The 16575-nt window shown below is 68.6% G+C and carries 15 protein-coding genes and 2 tRNA genes; 10 read left to right on the top strand and 7 right to left on the bottom strand.

Translation table 11 applies throughout. The features are described 5' to 3' along the window. Positions 1–40: 40 nt before the first annotated feature. The gene (locus tag ACFRMN_RS02315; protein ID WP_383011922.1) at positions 41–1486 is read right to left on the bottom strand and encodes an amino acid permease; all 1446 of its coding nucleotides are present in this window, start codon (positions 1484–1486) and stop codon (positions 41–43) included. A gap of 189 nt (positions 1487–1675) precedes the next feature. On the opposite strand from ACFRMN_RS02315, the gene ACFRMN_RS02310 reads away from it, so the two are divergent. Together ACFRMN_RS02310 and ACFRMN_RS02305 are read left to right on the top strand one after the other, a co-directional pair. Then, entirely contained in the window at positions 1676–2164 is a 489-nt protein-coding gene (locus tag ACFRMN_RS02310) for a ribose-5-phosphate isomerase (RefSeq protein WP_383011919.1), read from the top strand. A 110-nt stretch (positions 2165–2274) separates the two neighbouring features. Then, positions 2275–3084 carry an Fpg/Nei family DNA glycosylase gene (locus tag ACFRMN_RS02305; protein WP_383011916.1) on the top strand — a complete coding sequence of 270 codons (810 nt, stop codon included), beginning with the start codon at positions 2275–2277 and terminating at the stop codon, positions 3082–3084. Between the two features lie 13 nt (positions 3085–3097). Here the strand turns inward: ACFRMN_RS02305 and ACFRMN_RS02300 are convergent, their stop codons facing one another. Further along, positions 3098–4333, bottom strand: a complete 1236-nt coding sequence (locus ACFRMN_RS02300) for a GNAT family N-acetyltransferase (RefSeq protein WP_383011913.1) — start codon at positions 4331–4333, stop codon at positions 3098–3100. Positions 4334–4439: 106 nt separating this feature from the next. Between ACFRMN_RS02300 and ACFRMN_RS02295 the strand changes: the two genes are divergently transcribed. Then, entirely contained in the window at positions 4440–5585 is a 1146-nt protein-coding gene (locus tag ACFRMN_RS02295) for a PP2C family protein-serine/threonine phosphatase (RefSeq protein WP_383011910.1), read from the top strand. A 20-nt stretch (positions 5586–5605) separates the two neighbouring features. Here the strand turns inward: ACFRMN_RS02295 and ACFRMN_RS02290 are convergent, their stop codons facing one another. After that, positions 5606–5968, bottom strand: a complete 363-nt coding sequence (locus ACFRMN_RS02290; RefSeq protein ID WP_383011907.1) for a hypothetical protein — start codon at positions 5966–5968, stop codon at positions 5606–5608. 102 nt (positions 5969–6070) lie between these two features. Here ACFRMN_RS02290 and sigJ point away from each other — a divergent pair, with 102 nt between their 5' ends. Beyond that, a complete protein-coding gene (sigJ, locus tag ACFRMN_RS02285) occupies positions 6071–6991 on the top strand; it encodes an RNA polymerase sigma factor SigJ (RefSeq protein WP_383011904.1) in 921 nt (306 codons plus the stop codon). Positions 6992–7150: 159 nt separating this feature from the next. Here sigJ and ACFRMN_RS02280 read toward each other — a convergent pair whose 3' ends face one another. Then, positions 7151–8374, bottom strand: coding sequence for a cation:proton antiporter (locus ACFRMN_RS02280; RefSeq protein WP_383011901.1), 1224 nt, complete (start codon positions 8372–8374; stop codon positions 7151–7153). A gap of 171 nt (positions 8375–8545) precedes the next feature. Continuing rightward, positions 8546–9706, bottom strand: coding sequence for an acyltransferase family protein (locus tag ACFRMN_RS02275; protein WP_383011898.1), 1161 nt, complete (start codon positions 9704–9706; stop codon positions 8546–8548). Positions 9707–10163: 457 nt separating this feature from the next. On the opposite strand from ACFRMN_RS02275, the gene ACFRMN_RS02270 reads away from it, so the two are divergent. After that, positions 10164–10358: a hypothetical protein gene (locus tag ACFRMN_RS02270; RefSeq protein ID WP_383011895.1), complete on the top strand. Its 195-nt coding sequence runs from the start codon at positions 10164–10166 to the stop codon at positions 10356–10358. Positions 10359–10453: 95 nt separating this feature from the next. On the opposite strand, the gene ACFRMN_RS02265 is transcribed toward ACFRMN_RS02270, so the two are convergent. After that, a tRNA-Gly gene (locus tag ACFRMN_RS02265) sits at positions 10454–10524 on the bottom strand. A gap of 150 nt (positions 10525–10674) precedes the next feature. Between ACFRMN_RS02265 and ACFRMN_RS02260 the strand changes: the two genes are divergently transcribed. The 5 genes from ACFRMN_RS02260 to clpX all read left to right on the top strand — a co-directional run bounded on the left by ACFRMN_RS02260 (position 10675) and on the right by clpX (position 15432). Further along, positions 10675–10751, top strand: a tRNA-Pro gene (locus tag ACFRMN_RS02260). A gap of 177 nt (positions 10752–10928) precedes the next feature. Further along, the gene (tig, locus tag ACFRMN_RS02255; protein ID WP_383011892.1) at positions 10929–12332 is read left to right on the top strand and encodes a trigger factor; all 1404 of its coding nucleotides are present in this window, start codon (positions 10929–10931) and stop codon (positions 12330–12332) included. A 335-nt stretch (positions 12333–12667) separates the two neighbouring features. Then, positions 12668–13273, top strand: a complete 606-nt coding sequence (locus ACFRMN_RS02250) for an ATP-dependent Clp protease proteolytic subunit (RefSeq protein ID WP_030352383.1) — start codon at positions 12668–12670, stop codon at positions 13271–13273. Between the two features lie 46 nt (positions 13274–13319). Further along, positions 13320–13994 carry an ATP-dependent Clp protease proteolytic subunit gene (locus tag ACFRMN_RS02245; protein ID WP_030352382.1) on the top strand — a complete coding sequence of 225 codons (675 nt, stop codon included), beginning with the start codon at positions 13320–13322 and terminating at the stop codon, positions 13992–13994. Between the two features lie 145 nt (positions 13995–14139). After that, the gene (gene clpX, locus ACFRMN_RS02240; RefSeq protein WP_249949362.1) at positions 14140–15432 is read left to right on the top strand and encodes an ATP-dependent Clp protease ATP-binding subunit ClpX; all 1293 of its coding nucleotides are present in this window, start codon (positions 14140–14142) and stop codon (positions 15430–15432) included. A gap of 119 nt (positions 15433–15551) precedes the next feature. On the opposite strand, the gene ACFRMN_RS02235 is transcribed toward clpX, so the two are convergent. Further along, entirely contained in the window at positions 15552–16514 is a 963-nt protein-coding gene (locus tag ACFRMN_RS02235) for a hypothetical protein (protein WP_383011888.1), read from the bottom strand. Positions 16515–16575: the final 61 nt, after the last annotated feature.

Genomic DNA, 16575 nt, shown 5'->3' with positions numbered 1-16575 from the left:
TCCGAGGTGCGGGTGTGGGTTCCGGCGGAAGAGGTTCGCCTCAGCCGTCGGCCCCCGCCGCCTTCTCCTTCCGCCCGCGCACGTCCTTGACCAGCGCGATCGCCACCACGAGCGCCGCCACCAGCAGCGAAAGCAGTACCTGCTCGCGCGCCGCGTCGTCGGTGAGCATGTAGACCAGCACGAACGAGATCATCGCGATCGTCGCCCAGGTCAGATACGGGAAGAGCCACATCCGTACGACCAGCTTCTCCGGCGCCTCGCGCAGGATGATCCCGCGCATCCTCAACTGCGTGAAGCAGATGACCAGCCATACGAACAGCGCCACCGCGCCCGACGAGTTGAGCAGGAACGCGAAGACCGTGTCGGGCCACTGGTAGTTGAAGAAGACGGCGACGAACCCGAAGAGGACGGACGACAGGATCGCGGCCGTGGGGACACCGCGCGCGTTGGTCCGGGCGAACGCCTTGGGCGCGTCCCCGCGCAGGCCGAGCGAGAAGGCCATCCGGGACGCCGTGTAGAGGCCGGAGTTCAGACAGGACAGGACGGCCGTCAACACGATGAAGTCCATCACCTGCCCCGCGTGCGGGATCCCGATCGAGTTCAGCGCCGCGACGTACGAGCCCTCCTTGAGGATCGACGGATCGTTCCAGGGCAGCAGCGTCAGCACGACGAAGATGGAGCCCAGATAGAAGACGGCGATCCGCCAGATCACGCTGTTGGTCGCCTTGGCGACGGCCCGCTGCGGGTTCGAGGACTCCCCGGCCGCGAGCGTGACGATCTCGCTGCCCATGAAGGAGAAGACGACCATCAGCACGCCGGTCAGGATCGCCCCGGGCCCCTTGGGCAGGAACCCGCCGCTGTCCGTGAGATGCGCGAGACCCGCGCCCGGATTGTCGGACCCCGGCAGCAGCCCGAAGACGGCGAGCAGACCGACGACGACGAACGCCGCGATCGCCACGACCTTGATGCCGGCGAACCAGAACTCGAACTCACCGTACGAGGCCACCGACACGAGGTTCGTGGCGGTCAGTACGACCATCACGATCAGCGCCCACGCCCACTGCGGCACGGCCGGTATCCAGCCCTCCAGGATCTGGGCGCCCGCGGTCGCCTCGACCGCCAGCACCACCACCCAGAAGAACCAGTAGAGCCAGCCGATGGAGAACCCGGCCCAGCGGCCGAGCGCCTGGTCCGCGTAGGCGGAGAAGGATCCGGAGCTGGGCCGCGCCGCGGCCATCTCGCCCAGCATGCGCATGACGAGTACGACCATCAGGCCGACCAGCGCGTACGACAGCAGGATGCCGGGGCCCGCGGCGGCGATACCGGAAGCGGAGCCGACGAACAGCCCGGCGCCGATCACTCCGCCGATCGCGATCATGGACAGATGACGGTTCTTGAGACCGGCTTGCAGGCCGTCGGAGGACTGCGGATTCCCAGGCTCGCTGGGGGTTCCGCCTTCCTTCGTGGGGGACGGCAGGGAGGTCATGCGGCAATCCTTACGTCTACGGTCCACTCAAGTAATGAGTTCCGGCATTCAAGCGTCCGGCCCCCTGATGGCGGAAGTGACTATTCCGTTTCTTTACCCGGGGGCGTACGCGGGGTTACCGGAGGGTTGACCCCGCTGACCGCTACCCAGCGGAGCGCGGCCCACACCCCGCGTGCCACACTTCGCTCCATGCGCGTGTATCTCGGTTCCGACCATGCCGGCTACGAACTCAAGAACCACCTCGTCGAGTGGCTTACGGCCCATGGCCACGAGCCCGTCGACTGCGGACCCCACATCTATGACGCCGAGGACGACTATCCGCCGTTCTGCCTGCGCGCCGCGGAGCGCACGGCGGCGGACCCGGACAGTCTCGGCGTGGTGATCGGCGGCTCCGGCAACGGCGAGCAGATCGCCGCGAACAAGGTCAAGGGTGTCCGCGCCGTCCTCGCCTGGAGCGAGCAGACCGCGGCTCTCGGGCGCGAGCACAACAACGCCAACGTCATCTCCGTCGGCGGCCGGATGCACACGCGGGACGAGGCGACGAAGTTCGTCGAGATCTTCCTCGCCACCCCGTACTCGGGCCTGGAGCGCCACGCGCGCCGTATTCAGATGCTCACCGACTACGAGTCGACCCACGAGCTGCCGCCGGTCCCGGCCCACCACCCGCGGCAGGACTGAACTCCCGGACTCACCCTGTGCCGCCGGGTCCCGCCCCCGGCGGCACAGCCATGCCGCGGGCCCACGGCCCGTCCGTACACCGACCGAGGACCCGTCACAGAGGAGACCCCGTGCCCGAGGGGCATACGATCCACCGGCTCGCCGAGGACCATCTCGACCGCTTCGGCGGCCGGCCGGCCCGGGTCAGCAGCCCGCAGGGCAAGTTCTCCGACAGCGCGGCGCTCCTCGACGGCCGGATCCTCGACGGCGTCGACGCCCACGGCAAACATCTCTTCCTCGGCTTCGGCGACCAGGGCTGGGTCCATATCCACCTCGGCCTGTTCGGCAAGGTCGGCTTCGGCGACGCGCCCGCCCCGCCGCCCACGGACACGGTCAGGCTGCGGCTCGCCTCCGACACGGCGTACATGGATCTGCGCGGCCCCACCACCTGCGCCCTGATCACCGCCCCCGAGAAGGAAGCGATACACGACCGCCTCGGCCCGGACCCGCTGCGCCGCGTGGACGACGGCGAGAAGGCGTGGGCGCGGATCTCCCGGTCCCGTACGACCGTCGCCGCCCTGCTCATGGACCAGAAGGTGATCGCGGGCGTCGGCAATGTCTACCGCGCCGAAGTCCTCTTCAGGCACGGCATCGACCCGTACCGCGCGGGCAAGGACCTCGCCCGCCGCGAGTGGGACGCGATCTGGGCGGATCTGGTGGCGCTGATGCGTGAAGGCGTACGGAACAACCGGATCGACACCGTCCGTCCCGAGCACACCCCCGAGGCGATGGGCCGCCCGCCGCGCGTCGACGATCACGGCGGCGAGGTGTACGTCTATCGCAGGGCGCGGATGCCCTGCCTGCTGTGCGGCGACGAGATCCGCACCGCGACCCTCGCCGCCCGCAACCTCTTCTGGTGCCCGGGCTGCCAGCGGCGCTGAACGCCGCTCCGGCTCAGAACCCGTGCGGCAGCCAGGGCGCGATCTCCGACGAGAACGCGGCCGACGCCTCGGCCAGCGCCCCGGAACGTATCTCCCGTACCCGCCCCGCGCGCGCCAGCGCCGCCAGGGAGACGCCGCCCAGATACGCGGCGCCCAATTCGTTGACGGACAGCGCCAGATCGGCCTGATCGGCGGTGCGCTCGCAGGACGCGCCCTTGGAGTCGCCTGACAGCCGCCAACGGCCCTCGTTCCAGGGGCAGAACGCGTCCGTCACCTCCACCACCACATCCACCGGCGTCCGGTACGTACGCGCCTCCAGCGCCGCCCCGACCTCCACCGGCCGCAGATACAGCGAGTCCCGCAGCCGCACCTGGCAGCGCCGGACGTCGGAGACCAGATACTGGAACGGATCGTCCGGCGGCCGGTTGCCCGCCCGGACCACCGAGGTCAGATCGATCGAGAAGAGGAAGTCCCAGAGCGACGCGTACGCCACGGGGTCCAGGGCGTACACATCCCGCAGCTCGATCGTGCCCTTGGGGCCCGACCTGTCCCACTCCGGCTTGTTGTGGAAGAGCGTGAACCCCACCACCTCGCCGTCCCGCTCCGCCAGCACGCACTGGAGCTCCGACATGCCGTCCTTCGCCTGTCCGGCGTCGACGACCGGATGCCGCTCCCAGCCCGGCCGGCGGGCGAGCATCCCCGGCCGCCCCGCGACCTCCGCGGCGTACACCGCCTCGCATGCCTCGCGTACAGCGGGGTCATCCGGTTTCACCCGAAGAAGACGTACATCGTCCGATCCTTCGGGTATCGAGATCCGCACCCGGGAGGTGTCGATCTCCGCCGAGAGCTGCTCGGTCGCGACGCCGTATCCGTACCGTCCGTAGATCACCGGCTCGGAGGCCGTCAACACGGCGAGCGGTTCGCCCCACGACCTGACGTCATCGAGCTGGCGCCGCATCATCGACCTCAGCACCCCGCGCCGGCGGTGCGTCGCCGCCACGCTCACCATCGTCACACCGGCCGCCGGGACCTGCGCACCGCCGGGCACCGAGAGCCGGAAGCTGAACGCCCCCGCCGTGCCCACGCACTCGTCGCCGTCCCAGACCCCGAGTGAGCGGTCGAACTCCGTGAGATCCCTCATAAGGCGGGTTTCCCCGATGGTGTCCGGGACACCGCCGAACGCGAGCTCCAACGCCCGGTACCAGGTGTCCCATTCGGCCGGTTCCAGGACCCGTAGATCGATAGTCATATGCCATCAGTACCAGGGGTACGACAACGAGGCGACCCGATTTCGAACGCAATGTCACAGGGGTCCCCCTGCACGCCGGGCGGACGGATCGATAGGGTCCACAACAATGGCCGGTGTCGCGGGAGCGGAGTCGTACTCGGCCCGGATGCGCAGGAAGCTGCACCGGGTCCGCAACGGCGTGCGCAAATCCGGGGTCGACTACTTCCGCGGTGACGGCTCCGACTGGATCGCCCTCGTCGGTCTGCTGCTCACCATCCCGGCCATCACGCTCACCACGATCGCCATCCCCGTCTGGTGCGCGCCCTCCGCCCTCGTCCTCCCGATCGTGGCCGGCGGGCTGCTGCTGCGGCCCGCGAGTCTGCTGAGCCTGTACGCGGCCGCGGCCGCCGCGCTGATCGTCGAGTCGATGGTCCTCGGCCCGTATCCGGACGGTCCGGCGCGCGTCACCCCGGGCACGGTGCTCGTGGTCGCCGCCTGCGGGCTCTTCGGACTGCTGATCGCCCAGTTCAGGGCGCGTGTCGGGGTGCCCTGGCGGCGCGGTGGGACGATGCTCTTCGACCTGCGCGAACGGATCAGGGTGCAGAGCGCCCTGCCCCGGCTCCCCAAGGGCTGGCACCACGAGATGGCGCTGCGCCCGGCCGGCGGCCAGTCCTTCTCCGGCGACTTCGTGGTGGCCGCCCGTACGAACGGCGGCCGGACGCTCGAAGTCGTCCTGACCGATGTCTCGGGCAAGGGCATGGACGCGGGCTCCCGCGCCCTGCTGCTCTCGGGCGCCTTCGGCGGACTCCTCGGCTCGCTCCCGTCGCACAGCTTCCTTCCGGCGGCCAACGGCTATCTGCTCCGGCAGGACTGGGACGAGGGCTTCGCCACCTCCATCCATCTCGTCCTCGATCTTGACTCGGGCGACTTCGAACTGCTGTCGGCGGGCCATCTGCCCGCCCTCCAGCTGCACGCGGGCAGTGGCCGCTGGGAGGAGAAGTCGGGCGAGGGCCCGTTGCTCGGGGTGTACGACGGGGCGCAGTTCGACCCGGTCAAGGGCTCACTGCGCCCCGGTGACGTGCTGATGCTCTTCACCGACGGGCTGGTCGAGGCTCCGGGCCGCGATCTGGGCGAGGGCATCGACCGGCTCACGGGCGAGGCCGACCGCTATGTCGTCCCGGGCTTCCAGGGCGCGGCCTGGCATCTGATCGAGGCGGTCGCGAAGGACGTGAACGACGACCGCGCGCTGCTACTGATCTGCCGCGAGCCTTAAGCTCTGCAACTTCCCCGGCTTCAGCGCCGCGCCAGCGCCAGCACGCTCAGCCCGAACATCAGGACGCCCAGGGGGACGTGGACCGACGGTACGTTCGCGATGCCGAGCACGACCTGGAGCGAGGCGAGGACAAGGAAACCGGACGCGTGCCAGATGGGCCGGGGCGAACCGCCGCCCGGCTTCCACGCCAGCACCGCCGCGAGCACGTACAGCATCGACGCCCCGTACATCACGCGGGCTCCCACGCTGTGCAGCGTCTCTCCGTAGGACGAGGTCAGCAGCGGTCCGGCGGAGACCGCTTGAAGGAGGATGGTCAGGGTCTGCAACGTGATCGCGATGCGCAGAAACGAGTAGCTGGGCTGTGCCGTCGCCTGGGTGGCCATGCCACGGTCCCCCTGTTCCGCCCGGAGGCAGTAGATCGATAATGTCTCACCAACCCGACGACGCGGGCCTGCGAAAGGTAAGGCGAGGAGGCGCTCGGGGGCATGGGAACGGCTGGGACGAGCACCGATGAGACAGCCGATGAGCGGCGCCAACTGATCAACATCTCCTACCGGTTGCTCGGTTCACTGGCCGAGGCCGAGGACGCCGTACAGGAGGCCTACGCGCGCTGGTACGCGCTGCCGCGAAGCCGGCAGGAGGCGATCGTGTCCCCTGGAGCCTGGCTGTCGACGGTGACCGGCCGTATCTGCCTGGACATGCTCGGCTCGGCACGGGCCCGGCGTGAACGCTACGTCGGCGCGTGGCTGCCCGAGCCGCTGCCCGACCGCGCCGAGTGGGGCCACGGCCATGGCGCCGACCCCGCCGACCAGATGGTCATGGACGAATCGGTGACCATGGCCTTCCTTGTCGTCCTGGAGTCGATGACGCCCGCCGAGCGGGTGGCGTTCGTCCTGCACGACGTCTTCCGTTACCCCTTCGCCGAGATCGCCGGCATCCTCGGCCGGACCCCTGCGGCCTGCAAACAGCTGGCGGCCTCGGCCCGGCGGCGGGTGGGCGTCGCCCGCGCTCCGGTGACGGCTGCCGGGCAGGCCGACACGGTGCGGCAGGTCAAGGAGGCCTGGGAGGCGAAGGACATCGCGGCCCTCATCGCCCTCCTCGACCCGGCCGCGGTGATGACCGCCGACGGCGGCGGCATGGTCGGTGCCGTCCTGCGCCCGATCGAAGGCGGCGCACGCATCGCCCAGTACATGGCCGCCATCGCCGACAGTGCTCCGGGGCTCGAACTCCTGGAGCGGTCGGTCAACGGTGTGCCGGGCCTGGTGGCCCAGCGTGCCGGCGTCGTCATGACCGTAGCCTCGTTCGATGTCGTAGACGGCAGCGTCCTGCGGATCTGGGTGGTCCGCAATCCGGAAAAGCTGCGGCCGTGGGCGCGGGACGGTCAGGACGTATCCGGCGGATCATGACGACTCCCGTGAGAGCTGATCGCCAAACCTGAATTCCGTCCACCCGCCGGCCGCGTCCCCCACCTCACAGGACAGACGGAACTCCCCTCCGCCGTCACGGGCGGAGGGGAGTTCTGGTGGGTCGTACGGCCGTCGCGGGTGGTGGTAAGGGCATGGGCGTCAGCTCGTCACCGGTGCACCCCTGCCGCCCGAATCCTTGGCGTACGAGGGCTCGTTCCCCGCGGATCCCGGGCCGTCACCGCCCTTCCCGCCACCAGGCAGGATCCGGGCCAGCCAGTGCGACCTGCCCGCCGCCAGCGGGCCGAGGACCGCGAGGACCAGGACATATCCCGCGATGAAGGGAGCGAGCCGGCTGTCGAGACCCGCGCCCGCCGCCATCGTGGCGAGGATCAGCGCGAACTCGCCCCGGGCCAGCAGGGTTGTCGAGATGTTCGCCGCCGGCCGGGCGCCGAAACCGAAGATCCTGGCCGCGGTCAGCCCCGCGGCGACGTTCATCACGAGGGTCACGGCCACGGCGGCGAGTACGGGCCAGAGCACGGTCGGCAGATCGCCCGGGTTGATCGACAGCCCGAAGGCGAAGAAGAAGATCGCGCCGAACGCGTCCCGCAGCGGGTGGACGAGCTTGCGGATCCGGGGGCCCGAGGTGGTGCCGCCGAGCATCAGACCGACCATGAACGCGCCGATGGCGTCCGCGACCCCGAACCACTCGGAGACACCGGCCACGAGGACCGCCGCGCCGAGGAAGGAGATGACGAGCAGTTCGTCGTCCTTGGTGTTCATGAGCCGTCCGACGACCTTCGTGCCGAACCGGGCGGCGAGCGCCAGCAGCAGCAGGAAGCCGAACGCCTTCCCGCCGTCCATGACGGCGGCGGAGACGCTGTCCGCACCCGACAGGATGGGCTGGAGCGCGGCGAGATAGAGGGCCAGGAAGATGTCCTCGACCACGATGATGCCGAGGATCGGTTTGGTCTCCGGGTTACCGATCCGGCCCATGTCGACCAGGACCTTGGTGACGATCGCGGACGAGGAGATACCGAGCACACCGGCGAGCACCAGCGCCTCCGACGTACCCCAGCCGAGCGCGAAGCCGAAGCCGAGACCGGCGCCCACGTTCAGCGCGAGATAGGCGCCACCGGCGAGGGCCATCTTCCGGCCGCCCGCCTTGAGGTCGTCCAGATGGAATTCCAGGCCGAGATAGAAGAGCAGCAGGACCAGCCCGAGGGCGGAGAGCATCTCCATCTCGTGCGGGTCCTTGACCAGCACGATGCCGGGGGTGTGCGGGCCGAGCAGGATCCCGGCGAGGATGAACAGGGGAATGGTGGGCAGCTCGATACGGCTGCCCAGACGGGCGAGTACGGCGGCGGCGAGGAAGGCGCCGCCCATGGCTATGAGCGTCTCTGCGTGTCCGATGGGATCGTTCCTCCGTCAAGTCAAGGGGGCGTCAAGGAATCGTCAGTAATTAGTTTACCAAACGATTTACTGAGCAAGTTTGACGAAGGATTTGACGAAGGAACGGACCGGAACGGACGGGGCGAAACGGACCTCTGTCCACCGCTACCGCCTGAACGCCCACCGCATCTCGGGCTCGGTCACCCAGCGCAGCGGCCGCCGTACCGGAGGCGTGCACAGCAGTGTCACCGCGGCGGCGGCCACGACGGTCAGCGTGACCTCCCCGGCGGGCCCGGACAGCCAGGGGTACGCGTCGAAGAGGCCGCCGTACACCGCGCCCTTGACCAGGAACCCGTGCAGCAGATAGCCGCAGATCGTGCCCGCGCCCAGCGCCGTGAACCAGGTCCGGCGGCTGGGCACCCACGCCAGGAATCCGGCCGTCAGCAGCAGTGAGCAGCCGAAGAGCGCGAACGTCATCACGGGCCCGGCCCACCAGGGAGCGTCCAACTGCTGGGCGCCGGCGCTGTGGTAGAGCCAGCCGGACGCTATCCGGGGGCCCGCCCAGTACGAGAGGACCAGCGCGCCCGCGAACAGCGGCACGGCGAGCAGCCGCACCTCGCGTCGCCGTACCAGCTGGAAGTGTTCGGGCCTGAGCAGCAGCCCCAGGACGAAGTACGGCGCGAACTGGAGCACGCGTTGCAGGTTCAGGTCCTCGCCGATGCCCGGCGTGAGCGACGCCAGCGAGGCGAGGGCGAGCGCCACCGTCAGCGGATACCGCAGTGTGAGCCAGAGCGGGGTGGTCAGCCGCCAGATGAACAACGCGGCCAGGAACCAGGTGAGATACCAGGGGTCGAGCAGGCTGATGGGCTGGTCCGGGCTGTCGTCCGCGTACCGCGCGAAGAGCGAGTACGCCACCTCGAAGACGACATACGGCACGGCGATCCCGGTCACCAGGCGCCTGATCTGGTGCGGGCGGGCCGTGAAACTCCGGGAGAAGTAGCCGGAGATGAGGATGAAGGCCGGCATGTGGAAGGCGTAGACGAGCAGATAGAGCGCGCGCGTCGCCCTGCTGTCGCCCATCACGGGTTCCCAGAAGTGCGCCACCGCCACCAGAACGATCGCCAGGTACTTGGCGTTGTCGAAGAACGCGTCCCGCTTGGTGGACGTCGTGCGTGGATCCGTGGCCGGACCGGCGGGCCGCTGTCCGGTCGGCACCGGCGTGTCGGCCACCGCCGACGGTCTGGTTCCGGTGGCGGGATCCACCTCCGCGGCCGGGAAGGTGCGGGGGAGCGGGGACGTCTCATGGGTATGCGGCGCCTGGAACATTCGAGGCACCCTAGCGGCGCTCAAACCAATTCGTAAAACCTCCTCGTCCGGTGACCCATTCGAATCTGAAACCGCCGACAACCAGGCGATATGCCCGGGTTAATCAGCATTAAAAGGTGCGTATCGGCGGGATTTTTGCGCATGACCAACCCCGGTCAACGCGCCCGTCAGCCGGTCGTTCGACATGAGGGGAATGGGTTGTGAATGAGTCGTGCGCACAGGGAAACGATGGAGTCGAATTCGCGTCCACGCGCTATTCACACGCGGGCGGTCCGCGCGCGCCGCGGTCGCGCGGAACCCGGCGCGCGGGGGGCGCGATTGGCGCGATCGCGTATGTCACTGATTCGTCACCGGGCAACATCCGCGCGGAGGTTGATGGCACGATGGTCGGAGCGGGGGTGTGGCGTGCGCGCTTCCCGGGGCTGGGCTAGGCGGACCGACCAAGGGTGTGATCAGTGTGGCCATTTCGCTGTCTGTGGTGGTTCTGTTGGCGGTCATCCTCGTGGTGCTCATACGCGGTGGCTCTCTCAAGGCCGGCCCCGCGATAGTCGCGATCCTCTTCGGCTTCTTCCTCGCCTCCACCAACATCGCTCCGTCGGTGAACAACTTCATGAACTCCCTGGCCGAGATGATCAACAAGATCAGCTTCTAGCCCAGTCGGCGGCGGACTGGAACGGGAGCGGAAACGAGGAGAGCCGGCCTCCGTGTCGTACGGAAACCGGCTCCAACCCATGAGTACCTGCCAAGAGCGGGCGACGGGAATCGAACCCGCGTAGCTAGTTTGGAAGACTAGGGCTCTACCATTGAGCTACGCCCGCACGCGTCGTGCCGCGGGTCATGCGGCCTCGGCACGGATCACATCGTAGCGGGTCCCGGGCGCTCGCCGCACACCGGTGAAGCGGCGGTCGGGCACCGGGCAAAGCGGTCGGCCGCATGCCCGCGGGCATGTACCCTACGTGTCGCACCGACGGGGTGTGGCGCAGCTTGGTAGCGCGTCCGCTTTGGGAGCGGAAGGTCGTCGGTTCGAATCCGGCCACCCCGACCATTTTCAAGATCGCAACGCAAGATCACATTGTGGGGCTCTTCCCGCTTGCGGTTACTATGCAAGCTGCGTGCCCGTGTGTCTGAAGAGTCTCTGAGGAACCGGGCCCGATCCGCCGGATCGCGCCGCACCGCGGCGGACCGGCAGAACCCAAGAATCAGCCACCAAGGAGACCGAACCGTGAAGAGCGCCGTGGAGACCCTGAACCCGACCCGGGTTCGGCTCACTGTCGAGGTGCCCTTCGAGGAGCTCAAGGACAGCCTCGACGCGGCGTACAAGAAGATCAACCAGCAGGTCACGGTGAAGGGCTTCCGCAAGGGCAAGATCCCGGCCCGCGTCATCGACCAGCGGTTCGGGCGTGGTGCTGTGCTGGAGGAGGCCGTCAACGACGCCCTCCCGAAGTTCTACACCGACGCGGTCAACGAGGGCGAGCTCAATGTCCTCGGCCAGCCCGAGGTCGACATCACCGAGCTCAAGGACGGCGAGCTGCTGGCCTTCACCGCCGAGGTGGACATCCGCCCGGTCATCGAGATCCCGGACTACTCCGGTATCGAGGTCACCGTCGACTCCATCGAAGTCAGCGATGAGGACGTCGACAAGTCGGTCGAGCAGCTGCGCGACCGCTTCGCGTCCACCAACCCGGTCGAGCGCGCCGCCGCCGAGGGCGATGTCGTGACGATCGACCTGGAGGCCAAGGTCGACGGCGAGGTCCTGCCCGACGGTGTCGCCACCGGCGTGCAGTACACCATCGGCTCCGGCGAGCTGCTCGACGGCATCGACGAGGCCGTCACCGGTCTGGAGGCCGGCGGCGAGGCCACCTTCACCTCCGAGCTGAAGGGCGGCACCGCCGAGGGCAAGGCCGCCGAGGTCACCGTCAAGGTCTCCCAGGTCGCCGCCCGTGAGCTGCCCGAGCTGGACGACGAGTTCGCGCAGATGGCGAGCGAGTTCGACACCCTCGACGAGCTGAAGGCCGACAGCCGCAAGCGGCTGGAGAGCAGCAAGCAGTACGACCAGGCCACCCAGGCCCAGGAGCGGGTCCTCGACGAGCTGCTGAAGCTGGCCGAGGTGCCGATCCCCGAGAAGCTGCTCGCGGAGGAGATCAACACCCGCAAGCACAACCTGGAGCACCACCAGCTCGGTCAGATGGGCCTCGACCTCGCGAAGTACCTGGAGATCCAGGGCAAGACCGAGGAAGAGTTCGACGCCGAGACCAAGGAGCAGGCGGAGAAGGGCATCAAGACCCAGTTCATCCTCGATGAGCTGGTGAACAAGGAGAAGCTGAACGTCAACCAGGAGGAGCTCACCGAGCACCTCATGCGGCGCGCGCAGTCCTCCGGCATGTCCCCCGACCAGTTCGCCCAGGCGGTCGTCGAGGGTGGCCAGGTGCCGATGCTGGTCGGCGAGGTCGCCCGCGGCAAGGCGCTCGCGGTGGTCGTCGAGGCCGCCAAGGTGATCGACACGAACGGTGAGATCGTCGAGCTGGACGACGAGGACGAGGACGAGTCGGCCGAGACCGTCGAGGCCGCCGACTCCACCGAGGCCGACACCAAGGCCGAGGAGAAGGCCGACAAGAACGAGGCCTGAGCCGTCTCGCTCTGAACGCCAGGACGGGCCCCGGACGCACCACGCGACCGGGGCCCGTCCCGTCCGCCCCCAAGGCCCCCGGGACCCGCTGGGCGCCCCCGGCGCCCGGGTGGCACAGAGGGGGCCGGGAGAGGCCCGACAGGCCCGCTCAGGGCCGTACGGAGCCCCAACTGCCTTGCGCTCCCAGCGAACAGTCACGGAAGCGGGATGGCCCGCGCCGACCAGCGCGTTAGGGTCCATGAATACGAGGGCAGGGGAGTTTCCCGTCCCCGGTACGAAGACGCTGAGACGGCCGCAGCCGTCAGAGACGAGCAGGTGTATACGTGACGAATCTGATGCCTTACGCCGCCGGTGAGCCGTCCCTCGGTGGTGGCCTCGGCGACCAGGTCTACAGCCGGCTGCTCGGAGAGCGGATCATCTTCCTCGGCCAGCAGGTCGACGACGACATCGCCAACAAGATCACGGCGCAGCTCCTCCTCCTCGCGGCCGAACCCGAGAAGGACATCTACCTCTACATCAACAGCCCCGGTGGCTCGGTGACAGCCGGTATGGCCGTCTACGACACCATGCAGTACATCCCGAACGACGTGGTCACCATCGGTATGGGCCTCGCCGCTTCGATGGGCCAGTTCCTGCTGACCGGCGGCACCGCGGGCAAGCGCTTCGCGCTGCCGCACACCGACATCCTCATGCACCAGGGCTCCGCGGGCCTCGGCGGCACCGCCTCCGACATCAAGATCCAGGCCGAGCAGCTGCTCCGTACGAAGAAGCGCATGGCCGAGATCACCGCGCGCCACACCGGCCAGACGGAAGAGGCGATCATCCGCGACGGTGACCGCGACCGCTGGTTCACCGCCGAGGAGGCCAAGGCCTACGGCATCATCGACGAGATCATCTCCGCTGCTTCGGGTGTTCCGGGCGGCGGCGGTACCGGGGCCTGAGATCACCAGCCCCGACCAGCCGGCCCAGCCCACCGAACGCCACAGGATGGTGAACACCCACATGAACAACTACTCCGCGAGCGGCCTCTACACCGGCCCGCAGGTGGACAACCGTTACGTCGTCCCGCGCTTCGTGGAGCGCACCTCGCAGGGCGTGCGTGAGTACGACCCGTACGCGAAGCTCTTCGAGGAGCGCGTGATCTTCCTCGGGGTGCAGATCGACGACGCCTCCGCGAACGACGTCATGGCGCAGCTGCTCTGCCTGGAGTCGATGGACCCGGACCGCGACATCTCCATCTACATCAACAGCCCCGGCGGCTCGATGACGGCGCTCACCGCCATCTACGACACGATGCAGTTCGTGAAGCCGGACATCCAGACCGTGTGCATGGGCCAGGCCGCCTCCGCCGCCGCCGTACTGCTCGCCGCCGGCACCGCCGGCAAGCGACTGGCGCTGCCGAACGCGCGCGTGCTCATCCACCAGCCGTCCAGCCAGACCGGCCGGGAGCAGCTCTCCGACCTGGAGATCGCGGCCAACGAGATCCTGCGGATGCGCGCCCAGCTCGAAGAGATGCTGGCGAAGCACTCGACGACGCCGATCGAGAAGGTCCGCGACGACATCGAGCGCGACAAGATCCTGACCGCCGAGGACGCGCTCGCGTACGGACTGGTCGACCAGATCGTGTCGACCCGCAAGACCACGGCCGCTGCGGCCGCCTGAACACCCGGCGCCCTTGGCGCGGTCCCACGACCACGTGTGAACCGCGCCAAGGGGGGCCCGAACGGGGGCCCGGGCAAGGTACCGTCGGATATGAGGCACAGGAGCCGCTGAACCAGGCTGCTCCCAGGCGAAGGGGAAGCACCTCGTGGCACGCATCGGTGATGGCGGCGACTTGCTCAAGTGCTCGTTCTGCGGGAAGAGCCAGAAGCAGGTGAAGAAGCTCATCGCGGGTCCCGGTGTGTACATCTGCGACGAGTGCATCGACCTCTGCAACGAGATCATCGAGGAGGAGCTCGCGGAGACCTCCGAGGTGCGGTGGGAGGAACTGCCCAAGCCGCGCGAGATCTACGAGTTCCTTGAGGGGTACGTCGTCGGCCAGGAGCCCGCGAAGAAGGCTCTCTCCGTGGCGGTCTACAACCACTACAAGCGCGTTCAGGCCGGCGAGAACGGCGGGGTGTCGGGCCGCGAGGACGCGATCGAGCTCGCCAAGTCCAACATCCTCCTGCTGGGCCCGACCGGGTCGGGCAAGACCCTGCTCGCCCAGACGCTGGCGCGCATGCTGAACGTACCGTTCGCGATCGCCGACGCCACCGCGCTCACCGAGGCCGGTTATGTCGGTGAGGACGTCGAGAACATCCTGCTGAAGCTGATCCAGGCGGCCGACTACGACGTCAAGAAGGCCGAGACCGGGATCATCTACATCGACGAGATCGACAAGGTCGCCCGCAAGAGCGAGAACCCGTCGATCACCCGCGATGTCTCGGGCGAGGGCGTCCAGCAGGCCCTGCTGAAGATCCTGGAAGGCACCACCGCCTCCGTACCGCCCCAGGGCGGCCGGAAACACCCGCACCAGGAGTTCATCCAGATCGACACGACGAACGTGCTCTTCATCGTGGGCGGCGCCTTCGCCGGCCTGGAGAAGATCATCGAGTCGCGCGCGGGAGCGAAGGGCATCGGCTTCGGCGCGACGATCCGCTCGAAGCGCGAGATCGAGGCGAGCGACCAGTTCCAGGAGGTCATGCCGGAAGACCTGGTGAAGTTCGGGATGATCCCGGAGTTCATCGGCCGCCTCCCGGTCCTCACCTCCGTCCACAACCTGGACCGTGAGGCCCTTCTCCAGATCCTGGTCGAGCCGCGCAACGCGCTGGTGAAGCAGTACCAGCGGCTCTTCGAACTCGACGGTGTGGAGCTGGACTTCGACCGCCCCTCCCTGGAGGCCATCGCCGACCAGGCGATCCTGCGCGGTACGGGCGCACGCGGTCTGCGCGCCATCCTCGAAGAGGTACTTCAGTCGGTGATGTACGAGGTGCCGTCCCGCAAGGACGTCGCCCGGGTCGTCATCACGGCGGAGGTCGTCCGCGACAACGTGAACCCGACGCTGGTCCCGCGCGAGCCGCGCATCGTGAAGAGCGACGGCCGCCACGAGAAGTCCGCGTAACGGTCCGCTTACGCACGACAGAGGGGCGGGGGGGCCCGGGCACCACGGGGGGGCCCCCCCCGGGGGGGGGCCCGGCGGCCCCCCCGGCCCCCCCGCCCCTCTGTGTTGGGTCTGCCGCTCTAGAGCTTGACGCGGACGTCGTCGCGAAGCTTGGCGGCGATGGCGGCGGCTTCCTCAAGAGGCGTGCTCTTGCCGGCCATCGCGTTCGCGATCTCGATGTGCAGGGAGAAGCCCAGGGTGCTGCGGTCGCCCCAGATACAGAGGGGGAAGCTGATCTCCTTGGGTCCGGCGGCGGCGCCGGTGCCGGCCCCCTCGTTGTTGACCTTCAGCTCCTGGCACTTCATGACCGCGTTGTCCAGCCCCTCGGGCGTGAACTCCTGAGGAGTGCCGACGATCTCGCCCATGAAGTCCTTGTCCTCCATGGACTTCTTCTTCATATAGCCGAACATGCCGTCCACGACCTTCTCCGGGTCGTCGATCTCGCCATAGACCCCGCCGAAGTTCAGGGCCTTGCCGGCCAGCGGGTTGTCCTTGTCGCCGGCCTCGTAGTCGGCGCTGACGTCCTTGGGGTTCTTCACGCCCCAGCTCTCGGCGTCCTTGAGGTCGCTCTCGGTCATGCCGCTGTCGCTGCTGCTCTTGCCCTTCTTGTACTCGCCGTTGAGCACCGTGGCCGGCGTCGTCAGCTTGTGCGGGCCGTCGTCCGCGACGTCGGAGCCGCCGCCTCCCACCAGGAAGTAAGCGCCGCCCGCGATCACCGCGAGCGCCAGCACGGACGCGCCGACTATCAGGCCCGTCTTCTTCTTGGGGGCCTGGCCCGGCGGGGGCGGGTACTGGCCGCCGCCATAGGGGGGCTGCTGGCCGTACGGGGGCTGCTGGGGCGGCTGGCCGTACGGTCCTGCCTGCTGCGGGTAGCCGTACCCCTGCGGCGGCTGCGGGGGGACACCCTGCGGGGGCTGCTGCGGGTAACCGTAGCCGGGCTGAGGCGGCCCCTGCGGCGGCTGCTGACCGTAAGGGCCCGGCTGGCCGTACGGTCCTGGCTGCTGGGGCTGCCCGCTGTACGGGCCCGGCTGGTTGTAACTCATCTGCTGTCCCCTGTTAGTTGCTTATGCGTTTCGAACATCCTGACGGACGAGCCAGTGACCG

The sequence above is a fragment of the Streptomyces sp. NPDC056835 genome (assembly GCF_042789485.1).
Lineage (GTDB): Bacteria > Actinomycetota > Actinomycetes > Streptomycetales > Streptomycetaceae > Streptomyces.
This window is presented reverse-complemented; position numbering and strand designations above follow the sequence as displayed.

What these genes read in the sequence shown, in the direction of transcription:
- ACFRMN_RS02295 (WP_383011910.1), top strand. Translation starts at nt 4,440, where the DNA reads ATGGCCGGTGTCGCGGGAGCGGAGTCGTACTCGGCCCGGATGCGCAGG.
- ACFRMN_RS02250 (WP_030352383.1), top strand. Translation starts at nt 12,668, where the DNA reads ATGCCTTACGCCGCCGGTGAGCCGTCCCTCGGTGGTGGCCTCGGCGAC.
- ACFRMN_RS02310 (WP_383011919.1), top strand. Translation starts at nt 1,676, where the DNA reads ATGCGCGTGTATCTCGGTTCCGACCATGCCGGCTACGAACTCAAGAAC.
- ACFRMN_RS02315 (WP_383011922.1), bottom strand. Translation starts at nt 1,486, where the DNA reads ATGACCTCCCTGCCGTCCCCCACGAAGGAAGGCGGAACCCCCAGCGAG.
- ACFRMN_RS02300 (WP_383011913.1), bottom strand. Translation starts at nt 4,333, where the DNA reads ATGACTATCGATCTACGGGTCCTGGAACCGGCCGAATGGGACACCTGG.
- sigJ (WP_383011904.1), top strand. Translation starts at nt 6,071, where the DNA reads ATGGGAACGGCTGGGACGAGCACCGATGAGACAGCCGATGAGCGGCGC.
- ACFRMN_RS02235 (WP_383011888.1), bottom strand. Translation starts at nt 16,514, where the DNA reads ATGAGTTACAACCAGCCGGGCCCGTACAGCGGGCAGCCCCAGCAGCCA.
- ACFRMN_RS02275 (WP_383011898.1), bottom strand. Translation starts at nt 9,706, where the DNA reads ATGTTCCAGGCGCCGCATACCCATGAGACGTCCCCGCTCCCCCGCACC.
- ACFRMN_RS02245 (WP_030352382.1), top strand. Translation starts at nt 13,320, where the DNA reads ATGGTGAACACCCACATGAACAACTACTCCGCGAGCGGCCTCTACACC.
- ACFRMN_RS02280 (WP_383011901.1), bottom strand. Translation starts at nt 8,374, where the DNA reads ATGGGCGGCGCCTTCCTCGCCGCCGCCGTACTCGCCCGTCTGGGCAGC.
- ACFRMN_RS02290 (WP_383011907.1), bottom strand. Translation starts at nt 5,968, where the DNA reads ATGGCCACCCAGGCGACGGCACAGCCCAGCTACTCGTTTCTGCGCATC.